We start from the raw sequence: 21,756 nt of genomic DNA, 5'->3' as shown, positions 1-21,756 counted from the left end.
TTGTTTCTGATTTTATTAACCACAATTACGCGATGATATGAAAAAAACGATTAAACTAATTATATGGGCCTTTATCACTTTGCCATTAGGTACACAGTTGTTAAATGCGCAGCAGAAAAATATCTCCCCAGGTGTTAGCGCAGCCGACTCGCTGAAACGAATGGGGGACGGTCACTTGTTAACTATTTCAGAAACAGAAAATGTAAAAGCGCAAGCCTCGGTCAGCGGTTCAACACTATATAAAACGCCAACCGCTAATATAACTAATACCCTTTATGGGCGCTTGCCTGGCCTAACCGTGCTGCAGGGATCGGGCGAGCCAGGGTATGACGCAGCCTCCTTATACATCCGTGGCCTTGGAACTTACGACAATAGTTCGCTTGTAATCTATGTAGATGGCTTTCAGACAACTTCCTCATACTTTCAGTACTTGTCGCCGGCCGAAATAGAAAGCGTCACAGTTCTGAAGGACGCGGCCGCGCTGGCCAGTTTTGGAATGAAGGGGGCCAATGGCGTTTTATGGGTTGTAACGAAAAGAGGAAAAGCCGGCCCTTCCAAGGTAGCAGTAAATGTAGTTAGCGGTCTGCAGCAAGCGATGCGTATTGATAAACCGCTTGGTGCCTATGATTATGCGCGATTGTACAACCAGGCGATAAGTAACGATAACTATAGTTTAAATGGCTATCAATTTTTATGGACACCCAAATACAACGATAAGCAATTACAAGCTTATAAAAATGGTTCAGCCACCAATGTAGAGTGGTTTGATCAGGTACTACGGAAAAATGCACCTTACACCGATGCTAACGTGAATTTTAACGGAGGGAACCAAGCAACGAAATATATGGTGATCCTCGACTACATGAATCAGGGGGGAATATATGATATAGCAAACACGGCTGCCACATCAAACGCGCAAATACAGCGATTTAATATCCGGACAAATCTCGATCTTAATTTCTTTAAAATATTTGAGGCTCGGATAGATCTGGGAGGTAGAATTGAAGACAGGCACTATCCAAACTACAATGGTTCGCAATTATGGCAGAACTTAGCTACTTATCCATCAAATATATACCCTGTTCGGGACAGCCTGACTGGCCACTGGTCGGGTACGGCGCTGTACCCTAATAATCCGGTTGCCACGTTGCATGGATTAGGTTGGATTGGTACACATGACCGCACTTTGCAGGCAAACTTTGGTCTTAAAGAGCGGCTCGATTTCATTACCCCCGGCCTTTATTTAAAAGAGGCCGCCTCCCTAAATACATGGACACGCAATGCGTTTAGCTATACAGCAACTTATGCGCGTTATTATAATGGCCTGCAAACTACGACCGACAAACAGGCGACTATTGTAGCCAACGGGTCATCGCCTGTTAATCAGTATGATTGGAAACAAGGAACCTTAACTGCAGGTTACGACCGTACTTTCGGTAAACACCGGATCAGTGCCGCCGTGGAATACCTGGCCAGTAATTTTATGACCGACTATTCGACCAATAACCCTGGTTTAAATACGGGCAACAATATCTTTTATCATTATGAGAACTTAGGTTCGGCGGTTCATTATGCTTACAATGCAAAATACTTGTTGGATATTAATGTAGGTTACAGCGGCTCAGACAGCTATGCGCCTGGCAACAGGTGGAAAGCCTATCCGGCCATTGGTGCAGGTTGGATTCTATCCGAAGAATCGTTTCTCAAGTCCTCTGTGCTTAGCTTCCTTAAATTACGAGGCTCTGTTGGTTTATCAGGAAACGATCAAACCAACAATGGCAGGTATCTATACCAGCAATACTTTACACAAAACGGCACTTACTACACCGGTAACAACGGTTTGGCAAGTAACAACGGCACCGTGCAGAGCTACATTGCCAATCCAAACATCACCGCCGAAAAAAGCTTGAAATACGATATTGGCTTTGATATGACATTAATTCAGAAGCTATCAGTGACGGCCGATGTATTTCTGGATAAGCGCAGTGGTATTGTTACCAAGACCAATGATCTTTTAGGCACCTTTGGCGGCTCACAGCCCTACCTTAATATTGGCAAAGTGACCAACAAAGGCTTTGAAGTAAGCGCCCGGTATGGCGATCATGTCGGTAAATTGAATTATAATTTTGGCGGGAGCGCGTCGTTTGCCAAAAACACAGTCGATTTCCAATCTGAGATCCCCACCGTCAATAAATTTTCCCAAACTACCGGGTTGGCCATCGGGATCCCTGTCGGGCTGGTTTCCACCGGCTTTTATAATATCACAGACTTCAATAGCGATGGTACGCTTAAGACGGGACAATCCCTGCCAGCGTTCGGCGCAGTGCAGCCTGGCGATATCAAATACAAGGATTTAGACGGTAATGGAAAGATAGATCAAAACGATGTGACAGCAATCGGCAAGTCGCCGTTACCTACACTTACTTATACTTTCAACGCTGAAGTAAGTTATAGTGGTTTCGATTTTTCGGTACAATTTCAGGGTGCATCTGGCAATAGCGTAAACTTACTTTCAGCGGCCTATTACCAAACCGTAGCTTTCGTCAATAATATCAACGTTTATCCGATAGCGCAAAATGCCTGGGCTTATTTCCCGGCACAAGGTATTGACACGCGGGCGACGGCAACTTATCCAAGGTTATCTACCCTGGCCAATAATAACAATTATCGGGCATCAAGCTTTTGGATGGTAAGCGGGGATTACCTGCGGGTAAGAAATGCCGAATTCGGTTATACTTTTTCCCCCGCGCTGCTCAGAAAAATCCACACGGAGAGCCTGCGTATCTATGTCAGCGCGGTTAACCCGCTTACCTGGTCATATTTAAGCAAACATTACAATATCGACCCTGAAACAACATCTGGCTATCCTGCCTTGAAATCCTATAACCTTGGCCTGTCATTCAAATTTTAATATGATTAACATGAAAAGAAAAAATATATACGTTAAGTTGTTTTTTACAGGCATGCTTGCGGCAACTATCAGCAGTTGTAAAAAAAGCTTTCTTGATACCAAAATTGATACTTCTCAAACAGCGCAGACCCTTAATTCGAATTATAACTCACTATACGGGTTTGGCAACGCACCATATATTTATCTGCGCAATGAGTTTACAATTATAGATAATAATCTTTTTGCCCCCGTCTCTGACGAAGCTAAACAAACTGCGGCAAGTTCAAACGTCATGTTGTTTAATAATGGCAGCTGGAACGCCAGCAACAACCCCGATAATAACTACGCTAATTATTACAGTGGCATCAGGGCTGCTAATTATTTCCTGGAAAATTCCGGTAATTATAAATCGTTTTTAGCCATGAGCCGTGACACGATATCAGCCAGCGGAAAACTGACCTATCATAATGACGTTCTTAATATTGCCTGGTACCGTGGTGAGGCCCATATTTTGCGCGCATGGTATTATTTTGAACTGGCGAAACGGTATGGTGGTGTACCGCTCGTCACAAAAACTTTGTCTATAACCGATAATACGAACATTGCCAAGGCATCTTATAATGATATTATCAATTTTATTACTTCCGAGGTAGACAATTTTAAAGACAGCCTCCAGGTTAACTGGAAAACCTCGTCATTTAGCAACAACGATGGGCGATTGAGCAAGGGGGCAGCACTGGCATTAAAGGCCCGTGCGCTTCTATTTGCCGCAAGCCCTTTACACAACAGCGCAAATGATGTTACACGTTGGCAAAGCGCCGCAACTGCTTTACATGACCTGGTGGCATTCGGTCAGGCAGCAGGCCAGTATGCGTTAGACGGTGATTACCGCAAATACTTTTTACTTAACAATACGCTGACAAGCACTGAAACTATCTGGGCCATCCGGTATCCGGCGAATAGCGTGCTGGAAACGCAAAATTATCCGATAACAACACAAGGAGGTGCCAGCGGGATAACGCCTTCGCAAAACCTGGTAGATGATTATGAATATACCTCGGCACCCGATCCCCTGAACCCGTATGCCAATCGAGATCCACGCCTGAGCTTTTCTATCGTAACCAACAATAGTACCTGGAATGGGCGCATTATCAACGAGGCTTCGGGCGGCACAGATGATATGTCAATAACCAACACCAGCCGCACCGGTTATTACCTTAAAAAGTTTGTTAACGACAGCTTCAACCTCACGCAGGGACAAACCGCGGTCCACAATTTTCCCATTTTCAGGTACGGGGAAGTGTTACTGGAATATGCCGAGGCGATGAACGAAGCTTACGGCCCAGATAATGCCAATGGTTATGCGCTAAGCGCCCGAATGGCGCTTAACATGGTGCGCAGCCGCACTGGCGTACAAATGCCCTTAATAACTGCTGCCGGCCAGGCATCTTTTAGAACAGCAGTAAAGCATGAGCGCCGTATTGAATTGGCTTTTGAAGATTACCGGTATTGGGACCTCCTGCGCTGGAAAGATGCCGCTGCGGCATTAAACCAACCTATCCGGGGCGTTGCCGTGAGTAAGGATGCTTCGGGAAAGTTCACCTACAATACTAATGTCGTTGTGGAGAACCGGGTATTTGATGCGGCAAAAATGTACTATTATCCGTTTCCGCAATCAGAGGTCTCTAAGTCAAAGGGCATTCTTATCCAAAATCAAGGTTGGTAAATTATCATTAACTAAATTATAACAAGTTATGAAGTTCAATAAAACACTATGGTTACCTGTCGCAGTAATCGTTTTTGCTCTGCAGATCGGCTCCTGCAAAAAGGGTGCATCGCAATTGCCTTACGGCTTTTCAATGGTTTATATGCCGCAATCCATACTCAAATCCGGCGGTGTGAATAACAATTATCCTGTGCCGTCCGGTACTGACACATCAACCTATAATTATGTGGTTGATCAGGCCAAAGGCAAGGTGAACATAATATTAGGTGTTTCTGTATCGGGTCCGGATAAAAGTGGCTATGGGGTAGATATCAAAACGAATACTGACACCGTCGGTCAATTATTTACTTCAGGAGTCATTGATTCAGTCAACTATAAATTAATGCCGGATGCCATGTTTACGCTGCCATCGCACATCGATATCCCATCTGGTAACGTAGCCGGTACCTTTTACCTGTCTGTAGACCTGGCCACCATGAAAAAAGCCGAATATGCCGGTAAAAAACTAATCTTAGCAGTGTCGATAGCCAATCCGTCAAAATATGCCCTGAACAGGGCCTTAGCTACAACAATAGTTATTATTGATGTAGATGCACTGGTAATTGGCCCTGCCAATGATATTACTTCCAAGTATATTCAAAATCCGGGCAATAATTTTGTCGCATCCAGTATGGATGCCGGCGGCCGCTGGGGTACGCTAGCCTCCTGGACTACCAACGCGGCTATCCTTAGCCATAACGGCAAGGGCGGATATGGAACAGATGGCGACGGTATCAACATGGATTTGGAGTCGGGCTGGGGCTCCCCTCAAATTCTAAACGGCAAGGTTTACCAAACCATCACTTTGCCAGCTGGCAGCTATACTTTTGATCTCGCACCATTTGTGTGGCAGGGTACTAAAGATATCACTTACGTGGTCGTAGCTCCCAACAGCGATTCCTTACCCGACTATAATTCGATCCCAGGAAACACGGGCATTTACTATGCGCCCTTTACTAATTCAGCGGTTTCATTTAAATTAACGGCGTCAACAAAGGTTACTGTTGGCGTAGTCGTTAACTATACGCAGGATCAGCAAGGTTTCAAAACACATGGCGTTCACCTATATAACTATCCGAAACATCTGTAAGCTGTTTTTAAAAGCAAATGTTTATTAAAGAAGCCGCCTTGCCATCGGTAGGGTGGCTTCAATTAATATGATTAATGTTAATTAGATGAGAAGCATGATATGGCATTGCTGTCTGGTTGGTTTGACAGCTGTAACGTCAACGGGTTACGCGCAAAGCGCAATTTCGACAATTGATACGCTTAAAGCCTATAAGCTGGTTTGGGCCGACGAATTTAACAATAATGGGGCGCCTGATGCCACCAACTGGAAGTTTGAACAGGGATTTGTACGTAACAACGAGTTACAGTGGTACCAATCGCAGAATGCCTGGTGCAGTAACGGTTTGCTTATCATCGAAGGCCGTAAAGAACATTTGCCCAATCCCAATTATAACGCTCAAAGCGCTAACTGGAAAACAAACCGGCAATTCAAGGAATACACATCAGCAAGTCTAAATACCAGCGGCTTACATAGTTGGAAATACGGGCGTTTTGTGATGCGCGCCAAAATTGATACAAGTGCTGGTTTATGGCCGGCCTTTTGGACTTTAGGTGTATCGGGAGAGTGGCCGTCAAACGGTGAGATCGATATCATGGAATATTATCAGAGAAAGTTGTTAGCCAATGTTGCCTGTGGAACATCAACCCGTTACAAGGCCAAATGGTACAGCAATTCTAAACTGATCAGTGATTTTACTGACAAAAAATGGGTGGACAATTTCCACATCTGGAGAATGGATTGGGATGAAAAAGGAATAAGCCTGTATGTTGATGATTCCCTGATGAATCATGTTGATCTCAAAGATCTGGTCAATAGAGATGCTAAAGGAACAAATCCGTTTAACCAGCCTCAATATTTATTACTTAACCTGGCTTTGGGGGGTGACAACGGCGGTGAAACATCAACGACAACATTTCCAAGGCGTTTTGAGATAGATTATGTGCGGGTTTACCAGTAACTAATTCGGGCGTTATACATTTCGTTTAAGTGATTTTATACCCTTCATGAACAGTGTTTATCGGTTTGTCGTTTGTTCTTAGCTTTGCTGGTTTTGCAAACGTGGTTGCTGACGTGCCACTTCCTTAAGCTGATTACTATGTTGTTGAAGCTTTAGACACTTATAAAACCCAAACCACAAAATGATGATGAAAACTTATACAAAACTACTACAATCATGATCAAGTTTTACAAAAACGCACTTTTGGCTACAATAGCCTGCTTTTTTATGCTGGTATTATTAAATTTTACTGCGGCAGCACAGCAAAAGCAATTTACCCCAGGTCAGCTTTGGCCCGATGATAAAGGCGTGCACATAAATGCGCATGGCGGTGGTTTGCTTTATCAAAAAGGTATTTATTACTGGTTTGGTGAGCATAAAATTGCCGGCGGCGCTGGTAATAGGGCCATGGTAGGCGTACATTGCTACTCATCAAAAGATCTGTATAACTGGAAAGACGAAGGCATAGCCCTGGCCGTATCACCGGATACAACGAATGATATTGCAAAAGGCTGCATATTGGAAAGGCCAAAGGTTGTATATAATAAAAAGATAAAAAAATATGTCATGTGGTTCCACCTTGAGCTGTTAGGGCAAAGTTATAAAGCGGCCCGCGCAGGGGTAGCCATAAGTGATAAAGTTACGGGGCCATATACATTTATCCGTAGTTATCGCCCTAATCCTGGTTTCATGCCTTACTATCCTACCGGCACATCGGATGCCGATATGGTTAACTGTGAGCATCCCAAAAATAAAAGCGACGGTTTCTTTTGCCGTGATGTACACGGCGGCCAAATGGCAAGGGATATGAATGTTTTTGTTGATGATGACGGAAAAGCCTACCATATATTTTCGGCTGAAGAAAATTTTACTCTCGATATTGCCGAAATGAATGATACCTACACCGGCCATACAGGTAAATTTGCCCGTGTATACGCCGGACACCAAACCGAGGCCCCGGCAATATTTAAACACAATGGTATTTACTATTTGATAGGTTCGGGCACTACCGGCTGGGCTCCTAATCCGGCCCGCTGGTTTAGCGCCAAATCAATTTATGGCCCTTGGACCTATCGGGGCAACCCATGTGTTGGCAAAGATGCCGAAATTACCTTCGGCGGCCAAAGTACCTATGTTTTACCTGTAGCTGGTAAAAAAGATACCTTTATTTTTATGGCCGATAAGTGGACTCCGAAAGATGCTATTGATGGCCGTTACATTTGGCTTCCTATTACTTTTAAAGGTGACAATATAGAGATCAGTTGGTTTGATAACTGGGATTTGAGTGTATTTGACAAAACAACAAAATGAGCAACTATCAAATTATTCGAATTGAAAAATGAATATTTGATGGAGTGTTGCATCCGTTATCTGAATTAGAGAGCCGTTTAAATATATTTGAGCAATCGCAGATTGTACCGGATAAATTCACCAATAATAAAGGAGCTTATTTAAGCATATATTCATCTGGGATGGTCTTTATATTTATTTATAATGGCCAAGGGCTCCCAGGAGCGATTATTTGCAGAAATTGAAAGATTATCCCCAAAGGCTATCCCTGAAAAAAAGCCACGATGGATGAAAACCAGTGGCCACTTTTAGCGAAACCTCCACTTAAAGATTTCAAATAACAGATGTAAAAACAAAAGTCCTAATACGATCTGCAACAACCAGGTTTAAAGCAGTTGGGGGGTGAAAAGCTTTTTAAGGAAAATTGCTAGTACGGCATTTTATTTTTAACCCATTCCATTGGTACAAATTTAATACGCCAGGTTCAATTTTTAAATCGGGTCTAAAGTATAATATGCCTGTTACAAAATGGGCGGTGAGCTGGTTACTGTTGGTGATAACAGCGTCCGAATCAAAAACAGGGTATTTTCTCAGGAGCCTACCAGATTCAGAATCCAAAACATAAAAGTTTACTATGAAAGGACCGTCCTCTCCGAGCTCGCTCAAAAATACATCATATTTTTCATTCTGCGGACGGATTTTCAAATCATCGTAATTTAATGTTTTAATCAGTTCTATGTCGTTGTAATAATTAATGCCATTTTTATCTACCGTTATTTTGGTAACATTACTTTTCGTTTTTTTTCGCATCGTTACTATCAGCCATCCGAAAAACCACACCAGCAGTAAGGACAGTACAAGCATTCCTATTTTTAAACTGATTGAAATGTGTCTTGAATTAAAAACGAGTATCGTCATTCCTATCAAAGCAATGGGTACAAATACAGACATTAGCCACCCGAATCCTTTGATGAATGAAGTGAGAACGTGGGAATGCCTGGATGTTATTTCGGGAATTTTTTTTTAGTAAATGTCATTTTTAAATGATGTACCTGTGCAATGTGGTAGTATTTGATTTTATGTAAATTTTAAAAGATACAACTCTTCTTTTATTCCAGTGCCCTTCAGAAATTTCAAGATAAGAACACCCCAGTCTGCTTCTGCAACCTGCCCATTTTTTTGCCAAAAGATTCAGATCGAACATCTAAAAAGCGATTAAAGATAATTACACAATTAATATCTAAGTGAATGTAAGATTTTAATTTTTATTGATTATCACCACATTAAAAGATCAATAAAGAGGTACCGATATAGTTGATAAAACTTGACGTCAATAAAATCTCATATTGAAATCGGGAGTAAGAATTTTTAAAGTCAAAACGTCTTTTAAAACAAGGAAAGACGTTCAAAAAGACGCGACCTGATTGCGAATTTTTGGCTCAAAAGATGCATCTTTTTTAAATAGTATATTTGTAACTGTTTTAAATATAGGAAGTTGTGGTGGTGGAATTCTGAGCCCGACTCTTTTTAGTGGCCTTAAAATAACAGAATAACCCGCTGATTATCAGTGAGTTATTTTGCAAGTACTCAGAGCGGGAATCGAACCCGCACTCCGTTTACGGGAACAGGATTTTAAGTCCTGCGTGTCTACCAGTTCCACCATCTGAGCAGGTGTTAACCTTTTAAAAATAAAGCCCAACTTTTTGAAGGAAGGGCTTTGAGCGAAAGACGAGATTCGAACTCGCGACCCCGACCTTGGCAAGGTCGTGCTCTACCAACTGAGCTACTTTCGCGTTGGGAGTGCAAATATAGACAGAAAACCATATTCTGCAAGCAGAAAATAAATTTGGCGTTTTCTGTATTACAAAGAGTTTAAGAAGATGAGTGTGTTTTTAGCAAAATGAGGGAATAAAACAGCGATAGTAGATTGAATATCAGTGTTAAATAATTACACTCGATATAGCAAGGTATTACTAAATTATAGATACCTTTATGTAAACCTAAATAATTGAATTAGGTATTTCTGCCTGTAAAATTATTAAAAATACGCTTCACGATACCACATAGTCTATTCTATAATGTAGAACATTTATTATAGCTGTTTGCGTTTTGTCAAATTTTAAACTTAAACTCATATAATTATGCACTTATTATTTCAAATTTTATTAGGCGGTATTGCCGGGTGGCTCGCCGGAAAAGTAATGAAGGGAGATGGTTACGGAATTATTATAGATATTCTGTTGGGTTTGGTTGGCGGATGGGTGGGTGGTGCCATTTTAGGATGGCTGGGTATTCATTGGGGAGGTAGTATTGGCTACCTGATCACTGCCTTTTTGGGCGCTGTGCTGCTGGTGTGGATATCAAGGCTCATTAAGGGTAATTCATAGTTTACTTATACAGCCGTTATTGTTAAAAACAAGCAGGCTCGGCATGGAAAATATCGGGCCTGTTTGTTAGTAAATAATGACAGTATAAATCTTTAATTTTTCTGAATAATATTAAAGGTCATTTCTTTTCTGGCTACGAAACCCAGTTTTTGATAAAGCTTAATAGCTATTGCGTTATCAGTACGTGAGTGAAGATAGGGGATTCCCGATGCCGCTATAATTTGCCGTATATGATAATTAATGAGTGTACCAGCACAGCCTTTGCCAAAATGATTGGGGTGGGTACACACGGCGCTAATTTCTACATAAGGTGATGGTTGCGTACGGTATCCGGCCATTGCAATGAGCTCGCCATTGTTAAAAATACCTTTGTAATTCCCAAAATCAATAGTGCGCTCAGTAAAAGGGCCCGGATTGGTTATTTTGGTTAATGCGAGCATGGCCGGTATATGTTGATCCTCCAAGGTGACCAATTCATAGTTTAATGGTTCTGATGGCAGGGAGCCATCAAATACCATCTGTAATATTTTCATGTTGTTCAGTACCTTCCATTGATCGGGAATGATAATTTCTTCTGCCGAAACAACTGCAAAAACGCGTTGATCGGTCACCTGTTTATGTAAAATATTAAAGTTAGCCGCTGAATAATCTTCAAAACCAACAAAAGGCGCTACGTTTTCAGCAAAATATTTAACCTGGTTGTTGCCGCGGGCCAGGTTACTGTTTCCTGATATTAAAGCATTCCAGATAGGATTGTCGAGCGGCTGTTCCATTTTCTATTTAGGTGTAGTAGTGCAAAATTAAAAGAAATGCCAGAGTCAATCGTCATCTTAAACTAATAACGAACGGAACTGAATGGGCAATTTTTTTTGCCGTATTTTGTTTAAGTATTAAACATAAAAATATATGAGCTGGTCGTCCGGGCAGTATTCAAAATTTGAGCATGAACGCAATCGCCCTATCCGGGATCTGCTTTTTAATATTCCATTGACCACAATAAATACCGCTGCCGACATCGGGTGCGGGCCAGGTAATTCAACAGAGTTATTACAGACCCAATTCCCCCATGCTAAAATCATGGGTATGGATAGCTCCGAAAATATGATTGAAGCGGCACGCAAACGTATGCCCGGTGTTCGTTTTGAGGTTGATGACATTTCAACATGGCACAATCCCGGGCCATATGATGTTATCCTGGCCAATGCTGCCTTGCAGTGGGTGCCTGATCATAAAACGCTGTTCCCCGCGCTGATCAGTAAGCTGGCTAAAGGGGGGTGTCTTGCTGTACAAATGCCCGATAATTTTGAGGAGCCTGCGCACCGCCTTATGCGTGAAACCGCTACCAACGGGCCTTGGGCTGTTAAATTAAGTGAAGCATCAAAACGAATAAAAAGGGAAACAGCCGAATGGTATTATCGTAACCTTCGCGATAAGGTTACCACACTGGATATCTGGCGTACGGTTTATCATCATCCGTTGCAGGGCGGCCCTGCGGCAATTGTGGAGTGGTTTAAGGGCACCGGTCTCCACCCGTTTGTTGAACCGCTTGATGATGCCGAACGCAAGGCTTTTCTTCGTCAATATGAAGAAGGAATAGCGAAAGCATACCAGCAATATCCAGATGGTTCGGTATTATTACCATTCCCAAGATTATTTATTGTGGCAACCGTTTGAGTTGTCTAAACTCATAAAAACAACAAACCTCCCGATATTATTGTCGGGAGGTTTTGTTATTAATCATCCAATTCAATTTTATAGCTGTACTTCCAGTCTACCGCCTCCAATCCAAATAATCTGAGGAAAATTGACATCATAGTGTCCCTAAACCAGGCAGAGGCCGGTGAATGCACTTTTTTATCGGTGTTATGTTTTTGGGCATCGGCACGTACTTTCTCCACCCGTGGTTTTCTGATAGATTGAAAATCGGAAAAAGCTTTAGAATACTCAGCCATTGTGTGTTTTCTGAGCAGTTTGGCTAATATCATTGCGTCTTCCAGGGCTAATGATGCTCCCAGGCCGCTGGTAGGACTTACCGCATGCGCGGCATCGCCTATTAAAATTGTTCTACCTTTGTACCATTTGGGTAGGCTGGGCATATCATACATAACGGTTTTGATGACATGATCTGAGTTAGTGATCAGTTGTGGGACAGGCTGATAAAAATCTTCATAATCGGCAGTTAATTTACTTTTTAATGCTTCAGCTGAAAGGTTTATCTGCGTGTATTTGGCATCCTGTTCAGATAATTCTAAACTGCACCACCACATGAGTTCATTTGATGTTTGAAAACTAAAACCAAAGAACCCACTTAAGCCAAATGACAGGTTAAGCGCATCATGGTCATATTGCCCCAAATATTGCTCAACGGCTGATTTTTGAACAAATCCCCCGGCGCCATAAAAACCGGTATATTCTTCAGGAAAGGCATTATTAAAAATGATTTTCCGGGTTGTGGAGTGGATACCGTCCGCACCTATTATTAACGAACCATCCATGCTGCTCCCATCATCAAAAACGGCGGCTATTCCTTCAGTGCTTTCATGAATGCCCTTCAATCGTTTTTGAAAGTTTACTGTTATGCCTTGTGTAGCTGCTTCCTGGTAAAGTATCTGATGTAATGTGGCCCGGGAGATCATCACAAATGGTTGCCCAAATTTTTTGATGGCATTGAGTTTGATCCGTGCCAGGAATTTTCCTTTGTAGTTTCTGAAATTATTATAATCAAAAATCTTTCCAGCATTGATCACTTTCTCATCCAGGCCCAGCTCCTGCAATACATTTATGCCATTTGGAGCCAGACCTATACCGCCGCCAATGCCTTTTACATCAGGATATGCCTCAAATACAGTTGCAGTGATACCTGCTTTTTTCAAAAACAGAGCCAGAGATAAACCTGCATAGCCGGCCCCTATAATAATTACGGGCTTATTGATAGTTTCCATATTATTTAACGTGTTTAATAATGCCATTTCCATACTGCTTTACGTCTGTTAGTACCGCGTTGCCTGCATAATGTACATCGCCCTGGCCCCAATGAGCAATACTGATGGATCTGTTGGCATATAGTTCTACATTACCCTCAGCCATGTTTCTGATACTCAAGTCATCTGCAATCATTTCTAGGGCAAATAAATTTCCTTCGCTTTGGTTTTTGATGGTCAGCGAACCGCATTTACCTTTAAGTGTAACATTTCCGGAGCATTGGCTTAATACTTTTATAGCAGGGGCACAAATGTTCAGGTTGGTATTGCCTATGCTTTGTATTTTTATTTCAAGTGGGTAATCGAGCGTAATTACCTTACTACAGTTTACATCACCACCATCGCAACGAACGTATAGCGCATCTATCCGACGCAAATAAATCTTGATCACACATTTGGTAAAAGCGGGTTTTTTGAATTTTGCCTCAGAGGATATATACAGCGTACGACCAGAATTAACAGCTTCAAAATAATCAAGCAGGTTTTCGTCGGTTTCTATTATTACTTTTTCTTCATCAGATGGTACCAATTCTATTAATCCTTTTGCTGCCAGGTGAAGCCTGATAAAGGAGCTTACCGGTATCTTTTTGGAAACTATATTCCCATTTCCTTTTATTTCAATCATTTGTCTTAATTTTTTAAAATTCATTTTTAGGTTACTATGTCTGGCGTTAGTAACAAGAAGTGTTTTTCTGTATCTTACTATTTATAACCAGGGTTCGATCAGTTTTTATATTACAAAGATGCCCGCAACGCGGTAGTCGCTTGTTATATCAAAAGGAGTATGATTTATATAATACGGAGTAATGCCATTTGAATTAAAAGATACAGCCACTAACAATATCCTGTATAGCCATCCGCTTAACGAGGCCGGGTTTAATACGGATGAACTAAAAACAGAGCTGGTTACCTTGAACTTGCCGTTTGGTGACATGCAAACGCGTATCTGGATATTTAATGGCATCCGGATGAGTTACGCTGAATCTGTTTTCAGGGAACTGGGTACGCTGGATTGGCGGGGGGATATGAAAATGGTGACCATGTACTTTAGCCTGAAAGGTAAATTGCTCATGGTAGATAAGCGCCTGAATAAGCAATTTGAGTTAAACACCAATCAACACAATCTTTTTTATGGAACTGAGGCGGAAGGTAAGATGAAGGTGGAGGAATTAAAAATGCGATCGTTCATGATTCAGTTTACCGAAGATGCTTTCCTGAACATTACCCGTGATGGTAACGATACTCTGAAAAGATTTGCCGACAAAATATTAAAAGGAGAGTCGGCAGCGTTATCTGCCGATAACTTAAATATCAATCTGGCTATTCAAAGCTGTATCAATGCTGTTATTAACTGCAAATTTACAGGTGCGTTAAAAAAGATGTTCCTGCTTTCTAAAGCAATCGAAATACTGGTTTTACAGGCCGAATCCTATAATCAGCTGCTTACGCCAACAAAAATATACGCCAAAACAGATTATGATAAGGAGCGCCTGGTATATGCCCGGGATTATTTGATACAGCATATAGAGGTACCGCCAAGTTTATCCCAACTTGCCCGTGCAGCAGGTATTAATGAGTATAAATTAAAGCGGGGATTCAAAGAGCTGTTTGGCACTACCGTATTTGGGTATTTGGCCGAAAACCGGCTGGAACTGGCCAAAATTGATCTGCTCGAGGGCCGAAAATCAGTTACAGAGATCGCTTTTGAACTGGGCTATTCCTCCGTTCAGCATTTTAGCGCTGCTTTTAAAAAGAAATTCGGGGTGACGCCAAGTCAGTTAAGGTAATATATCACTTCAGCCTGCAACTAAGTCCCATTGGTTGCAGGCTGAATAAAAAAATTATCCTGGTTACTGTAAATGTAGTTTATTACAAGGTTTCGGTATACTTTTTAAAATTATCAAGGATAGCCTGCCATCCTCCGCGTTGCATTTCGATAGGGTTTGTACTTTCCGGATCAAAGGTTTCAATTACTTTAGTGCTATTTCCCTGGTCTTCAAAAGTAACCGAAACCTTTCTGCCATCACCCATAGTGTATTCAATAAGCCGATGTTTTTCTACCGTGGTATAAACGCCTCCAAAATCAAAGCTAAAACTACCGTCTTTAGCGGCCATGGTAGTTTTAAAAGTTCCATCAACGCGTAGGTCATTATCTGCATAAGGTGCGTGCCAATCGTCAGATGCCTGGCACCATTGGGTAATATGTTCGGGCTCGCTCCAAAATTCCCAAACTTTTGCAACAGGAGCGCTTACGATAGTTTCAACTGTAATTGCGATGTTATTTGTTGTTTCCATTTTAATTAATGTTTGGTTTTAATAAAATAAAGGTAAGGCACCATATTTAAAAACAGAGGGTGCAATTACGACAATTACAGGGTGTGGATTACTATATGCTGCATTAGGCGATAAGCTATTGGCAAGGCTGGGGAGAAAAAGTTGAAAATAAATTTGTATATAATATGTATACATATTATATTTGAACATACAATAAACTAAATCTTAAAATCATGTGGAAAAGAACCTATTCAACCGTAACAACAGAAGTAACCAAAGAGCAACTATGGAAGTTGTTTGCTGATGTAAACAATTGGCACAATTGGGATACTAATATTGAATTTGCCAAAATAGATGGCCAGTTTGAAGCTGGCAATAGTTTTATATTACGACCAAAGGGCGGCCCAAACGTTAAGATACAACTGCTTGAAACCATCAAGGATAATAAGTACATTGATGTAACCAATTTTCCGCTGGCCAAAATGTACGATGAGCATTTGTTTGAAGATACGCCCGAAGGTGTAAAAATAACCAATACCATTTGGGTAACCGGCTTGTTAAGCTTTGTATGGGTAAAACTGGTAGCCCAAAAAATTGTTGATGATACCCCGGCAGATATGCAGAAGCAAATTGCTGCTGCTAAAAATTTGTAATATATAAGGTAAACTATATTCCCTACAGAGAATGTTAAAAATGGAATTAACTGATAACACCTTTAGTGTTGATAAGGCCGAAGATAGCAGTGGCTTTTTATTGTGGCAGGTTACCAATTTGTGGCAGCGTGAAATTAAAAAAGCATTAGTGCAGTATGACCTCACCCATTCCCAATATGTATTGCTGGCAAGTATACATTGGCTAACCTTGCAAAAGCAGGATGTAACCCAGGTTTTACTCTCAACACATACCAAAATCGACCCGATGACAACTTCAACGGTGTTGCGTGCCTTGCAAACGAAAGGGCTTTTGCAAAGACGGGAGCATGCTACAGACACCCGGGCCAAAAGTGTTGCCCTTACTGAAACCGGTAAGCAGGTTATCATGCAGGCAGTTATTGTAGTTGAAGATTTTGACCGGCGGTTTTTCTTGGCTTTGGGTGCCGGCGCTGCCGATTTTAATAAAAGGCTGATAGCCCTGCTGGCTTATGCCCATGAAACGGAATGATTCGGCTGTTATCAAAACAACCGGGTTACGATGATAATTCACAAAACTTCTTAAAAACATCAAGTGTAATAGTCCAGTAAAAATCAAGATGTTTATAGGCTACTTCATCTGTAATCTTACTTAAGGTTAAGTTTAGCACAGTTTCATTTGCTGTTATTGGATTCAACGTAAAACCAACTATAATATAGTTTACGGGTATATCCGGCAGCCCTGAAAGTGTGCTCCAATAATTATATTGAAGGGCCTTTTCCGGTTCAAATTGCAGGATGGTTCCTTTATTCTCAAAATCTGTCCAGTGCAAATTCCCGCTAAAAATAATAGAACTTCCAATTTGCCAGTCGGTAGTCACATTTATTTCCGTGTCCAGCATCCATCGCTTTATTAATTCCGGAGCTATCAATGCATTCCACACTTTTGACACCGGGGTGTTAATGGTAATAGTCTTAATTATTTCCTTTTCGTCTGGATAGTCTGGCATCTGATTGCTTATTGATGGCGTATGTTTAAAAACTGAAAATAATAGTATTTTCCTTTAATGCGAACGGATGATGAGTATTTGATATTCAGTTGACTGGAACTGCGCTATATTTACATCGGTAATGTGCTATAAACAGTATAAATTGAAACTACCTATTGTTATTGTGGCTCCCTTTCTTAAGGTAAGCGGTATGGCCGTTTTTCCTTTTATCCTGGTAAAACACCGGGATTTAAAAAGCGATGATCAGCTCATCAGGCACGAAACCATTCATTTAATACAGGAGTTGGAGTTATTAATAGTGCCCTTCTATGGTTTGTACCTGGCTAACTATTTAATCAACCGGATCAGATATCGGGATCATGAAAAAGCTTACCTGAATATTGTTTTTGAACGCGAGGCGTACGCTCACGAAGCTGATCATACCTATTTAAAACATCGTAAGATTTGGGGATGGTTAAAGTTTATAAAAGCTTAGGTTGCTCCTGGAAAATCAACACTTAAAATCGCTACCCGTTAAATTGAACTTTATCAGCCTATTTTTTTGATGTGTTCCGCAATACCAATACGAAAACACATCAACAAATTTGAAGCTATAATAGAAGTTGATAACGATTGAGTTGTGATCAACTACCCAGCCTTATTTGAGAGAACAATGATTTTAGAAATACCAAAGCCCGACACTCCGGTGTCGGGCTTTGTATTAGTTATGTGGCACGAATGATTCTTTGACAACCTGCCATCGCCCTGATAAATATTCCCAGATCAGCGTAATAAACTTTCGTCCAGACGGCCCATCTTGTTCCAGATCACGGGTGATGATCACCATACCCATGCTTTCATCACAAACAGCGTAATGAAACTCGGCTTTGGTAGAAAGTGGCACCGCATTTGAATCTTTGTTTCCCTGAACAAAACCTACAAGCTGTTCTTTGTTCATGGTATCTACTACGCCATTTTCATCTACTTTAACTATCAGCAATTTATCAGCATAAATTTGCTTCACATAGGGCACATTAAAATGTGTGGCTTCGTAAATGAGTTCTTTAGTTAATTCGATTAATTGCTCGCTGTTCATTTTTTTAACTTTTAGAAATTGATACAAATAGGTTAAGCAAAAGCCCGATACGTAATCGCATCAGGCTTTTTTATCCTTATCGTTGATTTTCAGGCATTGCTATCCATTCTGCATAATGGGTTTTGCCCAGGGAAACAGCAGCTTCGGGCACTATGGTATCAGCAGTAATTGGCGCTCCTGAATACAGGGCTTGAGGATCTGAGGATACCTCGTAGTTTTTATGTGTTGCCTGCAAATATTGTTTCACCCATGCAGCCATATCATATTTTTCAGGTCCGCCTATTTCCAGGATCTTATTAGCGGGTTGCTCTAATGCGGTTTTGGCCATAAAAGCGGCTACATCTTTGCTCGCAATTGGCTGAATATTAGCTGCTGGTACTATTACTTTGCCATCAACCATACTCATGCCCACAATACCGCCGGCAAATTCAAAAAACTGTGTGGCATGCACAATGGTATAAGGTATACCCGATGCTTTGATCATATCTTCCTGCACTTGTTTAGCGCGGAAATAACCACTGGCCTGTAGTTTTTGAGTACCTACTACCGATAGGGCGATATGGTGCTGCACACCAGCCGCTTTCTCTGCAGGTAACAGGTTTTCGTTAGCGGTTTTGAAAAAATTCATTACCGGAACATCATCAAAGGAAGGTGAGTTAGATACATCTATCACAACGTTTGCGCCTTGCAATACTTCTTTTAAACCTTCGCCGGTTAGTGTATTGACACCATTGTTGGGTGAAGCGGCAATCACTTCGTGCCCGCTCTGTTGTAATTGTTTTACTGTTTGGCTACCAATAAGGCCGGTACCGCCGATTACTACTATTTTCATGGTCTGTAATATTTAAGGTTAATTTTATATTACAAAGATGGAAATAGCCTGGCCGCAAAAACTTAAGCTGGTTTAAGAAACATAGAGGTCCTGGTAAGTCTTTAAAATTTCCATTGAAACACCCATGTAACTGGCAAAAATGGGATCGGGAATTCTTTGGATCAATTGGGGATAGGTGTTTTTGAAATAGCGATAGAAATCCTCTTTAGATACCGTAGCAAATGTTTTTTGTTTCATTAAGGCCGCTCCATAGGCACGTTCATGAATTTTATTGAAATATAATGCCAGCAAAGGATATTGTAACAGTAGTGATTCGTAGTTTTTTCTGCTCATGCAGGTAATTTCCGAATCTTCCATCGCCGCAATTGAGTAAACAGCAAGTTTACCATCGGCAAAAGTCTTGTAATCGGTTATCCACCAGTTTTCCAGTGCAAAATGTATTACCTGTCTTTCTGCCTTATCTTCATAAAATAAATAGAGGCAACCTTTATTAACAAAATAAATGGTATCACAAATCTCGTTTTCGCGCAAAAGCAATTCCTCTTTTTTTACCATTCTGGTGTGGAGGAAGGGCGCTATTTTTTCCTGTGTTACAGTAAAGTCAGGAACAAGTTTTTGAATATGGTAATATAGTTGTTCGGTCATGAATTATTTTTTCCCCCTTACTTTCTTTTTTCTTAACTCGCTCAGATACTCTGGTGTAAAGCCTAAAAATGATGCTAATACTTTTTGTGGTATCCGCTGAATAAATTCAGGGTATTTGGATTGAAACAGTTCATAAAATTCGTCTTTGGGCATTCTGGAAATCATCCGGATACGCAGCAACGACGCCGCGTATGCCCGCTCGTAAATCAATCGGAAATAATTTTCGATAACGGGAAACTTTGCCAGCATCAATTCATAATCAGAAGCTGTTATAGCCATTACCTCAGTTGCCTCTAATGCCTGGATGGTGTATCCTGATTTCTGACCGGTCCGAAAAGCGTTCAAATCCGTCATCCACCAGTTTTCCAATGCAAATTGCAATGTTTGTTCTACGCCATTATAATCTGTAAAATACAAACGAAGACATCCTTTTACTACAAAAAAATATAACAAACAACGCTTGTCTTCTTCCTGTAAAATATCTTTTTTCCTAAATGTTTTTGTTTCAAAAAAGGGTAATAGGCTATCTTCTTCTATCCCGTGACTGGAAGTGATTTTTTGAATGTGTTGTATAAGTGGATGCATTTGTTTGTAGAAACAATATCCAAATATAAGAAACAAAGGAGAATCTCCGGATTGGGTCAAAAGCTGCCCTGTAGAGTATCACCTTCATCAATTTATTTTCACATAGAATTACTCATCATTTAATCCTTTTCCACTTAGAATTTGCAGCATATATTTTTCGACCCTTGCTTCGCGAGTTTTGGATTGTTTGGGTTTAGAAAAATGGAAAATGTAGGCTCTTTGCCTCCCAGGCGTTAATGCCTCAAAAGCGGTTTTTAAGGCCGGGATCTGATTCAGTTTAGCTTGAAACTCTTCGGGGATGGGAAATTTATCAGTTTTTTTCAATTCCACCCTCAAACCGGCTTTTTCTACTTCTATAGCTTCGTGAATACAAGCTTTAAGGATGGGTTTCTGCTCTATTATTTCCAGAACATTAATGAACCGGATTTGCCGCGCAGCTTGCACATTCTCCGTTTGCTGGATCAGGAGCCCATCGGTATTATTTAATAAGGCACCTTTGAAAAACAAAAGGGCACAGTATTCTTTAAACACATGTATTAAAACAACATTACGCTCCTGAAAGGTGTAACAGGGGCAACCCCATTTTAATTCTTCGGTAAGTCCACAGTCAAGTACGATCATTCTTAATTGATCCAGTTCCTCCTGCCACTTTTGGGCTTTATTAAAATAAAAATCAACATTAGAATTCATGTTATTTCTTTTAATTGCACACATAATTCAAGCCCTTAATGAACCCCGGAAACCCCGCGCGGCATAATAAGATTCCGCGCCATTGTGATACATAAAAACAGTATCGTACCTGCGATCGCAAAAGATCGCTCCACCCAATTTCCTGATATCGGCGGGCGTTTTTACCCAGCTCGATGTTTTGGTATCAAACTTTCCCAGTTTCTGCAGCTCCCGGTATTGTTCTTCCGTTAAAAGTTCAATCCCCATATCCCGCGCCATTTCCACAGCGCTGTCTTCCGGCTTATGTTCTTTCCTGGCCTCCAATGCTTCGTGGTCGTAACAAACGCTCCGGCGACCTTTAGGGCTTTCTGCCGAGCAGTCAAAAAAAATGTATTCGTCCGTCTTTTTATCATAGCCAACAACATCCGGCTCGCCACCAGTTAGTTCCATTTCGTCAAGTATCCAAAGTTTCTCTGCATTTGCTTCCAGCTTAGTTTGTACCCGAGCCCACTCCATTCCTTTATGGCGGTTCATATTTTTCTCAAAACGGACTTTCAGCACATGCAGTAATTCCTCGCATTGTTCTGGCGACAATTGCTTTTTATTGTTTTTCATGTTTTTTATAGGTCTATATTATTCTGGTTAGCAGGATTTGTTA

General features: G+C 41.1%; 23 protein-coding genes and 2 tRNA genes. 11 read left to right on the top strand and 14 right to left on the bottom strand.

What is annotated here, in order from left to right; translation table 11 throughout:
- Positions 1-37: 37 nt before the first annotated feature.
- The 5 genes from ACNURT_RS20255 to ACNURT_RS20235 all read left to right on the top strand — a co-directional run bounded on the left by ACNURT_RS20255 (position 38) and on the right by ACNURT_RS20235 (position 8,032).
- A complete protein-coding gene (locus tag ACNURT_RS20255; protein ID WP_419699269.1) occupies positions 38-2,911 on the top strand; it encodes a SusC/RagA family TonB-linked outer membrane protein in 2,874 nt (957 codons plus the stop codon).
- Positions 2,912-2,921: 10 nt separating this feature from the next.
- Positions 2,922-4,616 carry a RagB/SusD family nutrient uptake outer membrane protein gene (locus ACNURT_RS20250; RefSeq protein ID WP_419699268.1) on the top strand — a complete coding sequence of 565 codons (1,695 nt, stop codon included), beginning with the start codon at positions 2,922-2,924 and terminating at the stop codon, positions 4,614-4,616.
- A 28-nt stretch (positions 4,617-4,644) separates the two neighbouring features.
- Positions 4,645-5,745, top strand: coding sequence for a DUF5013 domain-containing protein (locus tag ACNURT_RS20245; RefSeq protein ID WP_419699267.1), 1,101 nt, complete (start codon positions 4,645-4,647; stop codon positions 5,743-5,745).
- An 85-nt stretch (positions 5,746-5,830) separates the two neighbouring features.
- Positions 5,831-6,682, top strand: coding sequence for a glycoside hydrolase family 16 protein (locus tag ACNURT_RS20240; RefSeq protein WP_419699266.1), 852 nt, complete (start codon positions 5,831-5,833; stop codon positions 6,680-6,682).
- A 216-nt stretch (positions 6,683-6,898) separates the two neighbouring features.
- Positions 6,899-8,032 carry a glycoside hydrolase family 43 protein gene (locus ACNURT_RS20235; protein ID WP_419699265.1) on the top strand — a complete coding sequence of 378 codons (1,134 nt, stop codon included), beginning with the start codon at positions 6,899-6,901 and terminating at the stop codon, positions 8,030-8,032.
- Between the two features lie 393 nt (positions 8,033-8,425).
- On the opposite strand, the gene ACNURT_RS20230 is transcribed toward ACNURT_RS20235, so the two are convergent.
- The 3 genes from ACNURT_RS20230 to ACNURT_RS20220 all read right to left on the bottom strand — a co-directional run bounded on the left by ACNURT_RS20230 (position 8,426) and on the right by ACNURT_RS20220 (position 9,804).
- Positions 8,426-8,962: a hypothetical protein gene (locus tag ACNURT_RS20230; RefSeq protein WP_419699264.1), complete on the bottom strand. Its 537-nt coding sequence runs from the start codon at positions 8,960-8,962 to the stop codon at positions 8,426-8,428.
- A gap of 633 nt (positions 8,963-9,595) precedes the next feature.
- Positions 9,596-9,680: transfer RNA gene (locus ACNURT_RS20225), tRNA-Leu, on the bottom strand.
- Between the two features lie 51 nt (positions 9,681-9,731).
- A tRNA-Gly gene (locus ACNURT_RS20220) sits at positions 9,732-9,804 on the bottom strand.
- A gap of 348 nt (positions 9,805-10,152) precedes the next feature.
- Here ACNURT_RS20220 and ACNURT_RS20215 point away from each other — a divergent pair.
- On the top strand, positions 10,153-10,398 hold the full coding sequence (locus ACNURT_RS20215; RefSeq protein WP_370998825.1) for a GlsB/YeaQ/YmgE family stress response membrane protein: 246 nt from the start codon (positions 10,153-10,155) through the stop codon (positions 10,396-10,398).
- A gap of 92 nt (positions 10,399-10,490) precedes the next feature.
- Here the strand turns inward: ACNURT_RS20215 and ACNURT_RS20210 are convergent, their stop codons facing one another.
- Positions 10,491-11,171, bottom strand: a complete 681-nt coding sequence (locus ACNURT_RS20210; RefSeq protein WP_419699263.1) for a GNAT family N-acetyltransferase — start codon at positions 11,169-11,171, stop codon at positions 10,491-10,493.
- Between the two features lie 133 nt (positions 11,172-11,304).
- Between ACNURT_RS20210 and tam the strand changes: the two genes are divergently transcribed.
- A complete protein-coding gene (gene tam / locus ACNURT_RS20205) occupies positions 11,305-12,072 on the top strand; it encodes a trans-aconitate 2-methyltransferase (RefSeq protein WP_419699262.1) in 768 nt (255 codons plus the stop codon).
- A gap of 59 nt (positions 12,073-12,131) precedes the next feature.
- Here tam and ACNURT_RS20200 read toward each other — a convergent pair whose 3' ends face one another.
- Positions 12,132-13,340, bottom strand: a complete 1,209-nt coding sequence (locus ACNURT_RS20200) for an FAD-dependent oxidoreductase (protein ID WP_419699261.1) — start codon at positions 13,338-13,340, stop codon at positions 12,132-12,134.
- A gap of 1 nt (position 13,341) precedes the next feature.
- Positions 13,342-14,004, bottom strand: a complete 663-nt coding sequence (locus ACNURT_RS20195; protein WP_419699260.1) for a GIN domain-containing protein — start codon at positions 14,002-14,004, stop codon at positions 13,342-13,344.
- Positions 14,005-14,185: 181 nt separating this feature from the next.
- Here ACNURT_RS20195 and ACNURT_RS20190 point away from each other — a divergent pair, with 181 nt between their 5' ends.
- A complete protein-coding gene (locus ACNURT_RS20190; protein WP_419699259.1) occupies positions 14,186-15,166 on the top strand; it encodes a helix-turn-helix transcriptional regulator in 981 nt (326 codons plus the stop codon).
- Between the two features lie 82 nt (positions 15,167-15,248).
- Here the strand turns inward: ACNURT_RS20190 and ACNURT_RS20185 are convergent, their stop codons facing one another.
- Positions 15,249-15,674, bottom strand: coding sequence for an SRPBCC family protein (locus tag ACNURT_RS20185; protein ID WP_419699258.1), 426 nt, complete (start codon positions 15,672-15,674; stop codon positions 15,249-15,251).
- Between the two features lie 212 nt (positions 15,675-15,886).
- On the opposite strand from ACNURT_RS20185, the gene ACNURT_RS20180 reads away from it, so the two are divergent.
- Together ACNURT_RS20180 and ACNURT_RS20175 are read left to right on the top strand one after the other, a co-directional pair.
- Positions 15,887-16,306 (top strand): SRPBCC family protein, encoded by a 420-nt coding sequence (locus tag ACNURT_RS20180; RefSeq protein ID WP_419699257.1) that lies wholly within the window; start codon positions 15,887-15,889, stop codon positions 16,304-16,306.
- Between the two features lie 40 nt (positions 16,307-16,346).
- A complete protein-coding gene (locus ACNURT_RS20175; RefSeq protein ID WP_419699256.1) occupies positions 16,347-16,814 on the top strand; it encodes a MarR family winged helix-turn-helix transcriptional regulator in 468 nt (155 codons plus the stop codon).
- Between the two features lie 25 nt (positions 16,815-16,839).
- On the opposite strand, the gene ACNURT_RS20170 is transcribed toward ACNURT_RS20175, so the two are convergent.
- A complete protein-coding gene (locus ACNURT_RS20170) occupies positions 16,840-17,292 on the bottom strand; it encodes an SRPBCC family protein (RefSeq protein WP_419699255.1) in 453 nt (150 codons plus the stop codon).
- Between the two features lie 142 nt (positions 17,293-17,434).
- Between ACNURT_RS20170 and ACNURT_RS20165 the strand changes: the two genes are divergently transcribed.
- The gene (locus ACNURT_RS20165; RefSeq protein WP_419699254.1) at positions 17,435-17,767 is read left to right on the top strand and encodes a hypothetical protein; all 333 of its coding nucleotides are present in this window, start codon (positions 17,435-17,437) and stop codon (positions 17,765-17,767) included.
- 225 nt (positions 17,768-17,992) lie between these two features.
- Here the strand turns inward: ACNURT_RS20165 and ACNURT_RS20160 are convergent, their stop codons facing one another.
- The 6 genes from ACNURT_RS20160 to ACNURT_RS20135 all read right to left on the bottom strand — a co-directional run bounded on the left by ACNURT_RS20160 (position 17,993) and on the right by ACNURT_RS20135 (position 21,713).
- Positions 17,993-18,367: a hypothetical protein gene (locus ACNURT_RS20160; protein ID WP_419699253.1), complete on the bottom strand. Its 375-nt coding sequence runs from the start codon at positions 18,365-18,367 to the stop codon at positions 17,993-17,995.
- A gap of 76 nt (positions 18,368-18,443) precedes the next feature.
- Positions 18,444-19,199, bottom strand: coding sequence for an SDR family oxidoreductase (locus ACNURT_RS20155; protein WP_419699252.1), 756 nt, complete (start codon positions 19,197-19,199; stop codon positions 18,444-18,446).
- 72 nt (positions 19,200-19,271) lie between these two features.
- The gene (locus tag ACNURT_RS20150) at positions 19,272-19,844 is read right to left on the bottom strand and encodes a Crp/Fnr family transcriptional regulator (RefSeq protein WP_419699251.1); all 573 of its coding nucleotides are present in this window, start codon (positions 19,842-19,844) and stop codon (positions 19,272-19,274) included.
- Between the two features lie 3 nt (positions 19,845-19,847).
- Complete coding sequence (locus tag ACNURT_RS20145) at positions 19,848-20,429, bottom strand: Crp/Fnr family transcriptional regulator (RefSeq protein ID WP_419699250.1); 582 nt, start codon at positions 20,427-20,429, stop codon at positions 19,848-19,850.
- A gap of 108 nt (positions 20,430-20,537) precedes the next feature.
- Complete coding sequence (locus tag ACNURT_RS20140; RefSeq protein WP_419699249.1) at positions 20,538-21,119, bottom strand: YdeI/OmpD-associated family protein; 582 nt, start codon at positions 21,117-21,119, stop codon at positions 20,538-20,540.
- Positions 21,120-21,146: 27 nt separating this feature from the next.
- Positions 21,147-21,713 (bottom strand): DUF4256 domain-containing protein, encoded by a 567-nt coding sequence (locus ACNURT_RS20135; RefSeq protein ID WP_419699248.1) that lies wholly within the window; start codon positions 21,711-21,713, stop codon positions 21,147-21,149.
- Between the last annotated feature and the right edge of the window lie 43 nt (positions 21,714-21,756).

Source organism: Mucilaginibacter sp. NFX135, from assembly GCF_048565145.1.
Taxonomy (GTDB): Bacteria; Bacteroidota; Bacteroidia; order Sphingobacteriales; family Sphingobacteriaceae; genus Mucilaginibacter.
The sequence above is the reverse complement of the archived record's forward strand: the minus strand, read 5'-3'. Positions and strand labels throughout refer to the sequence as shown.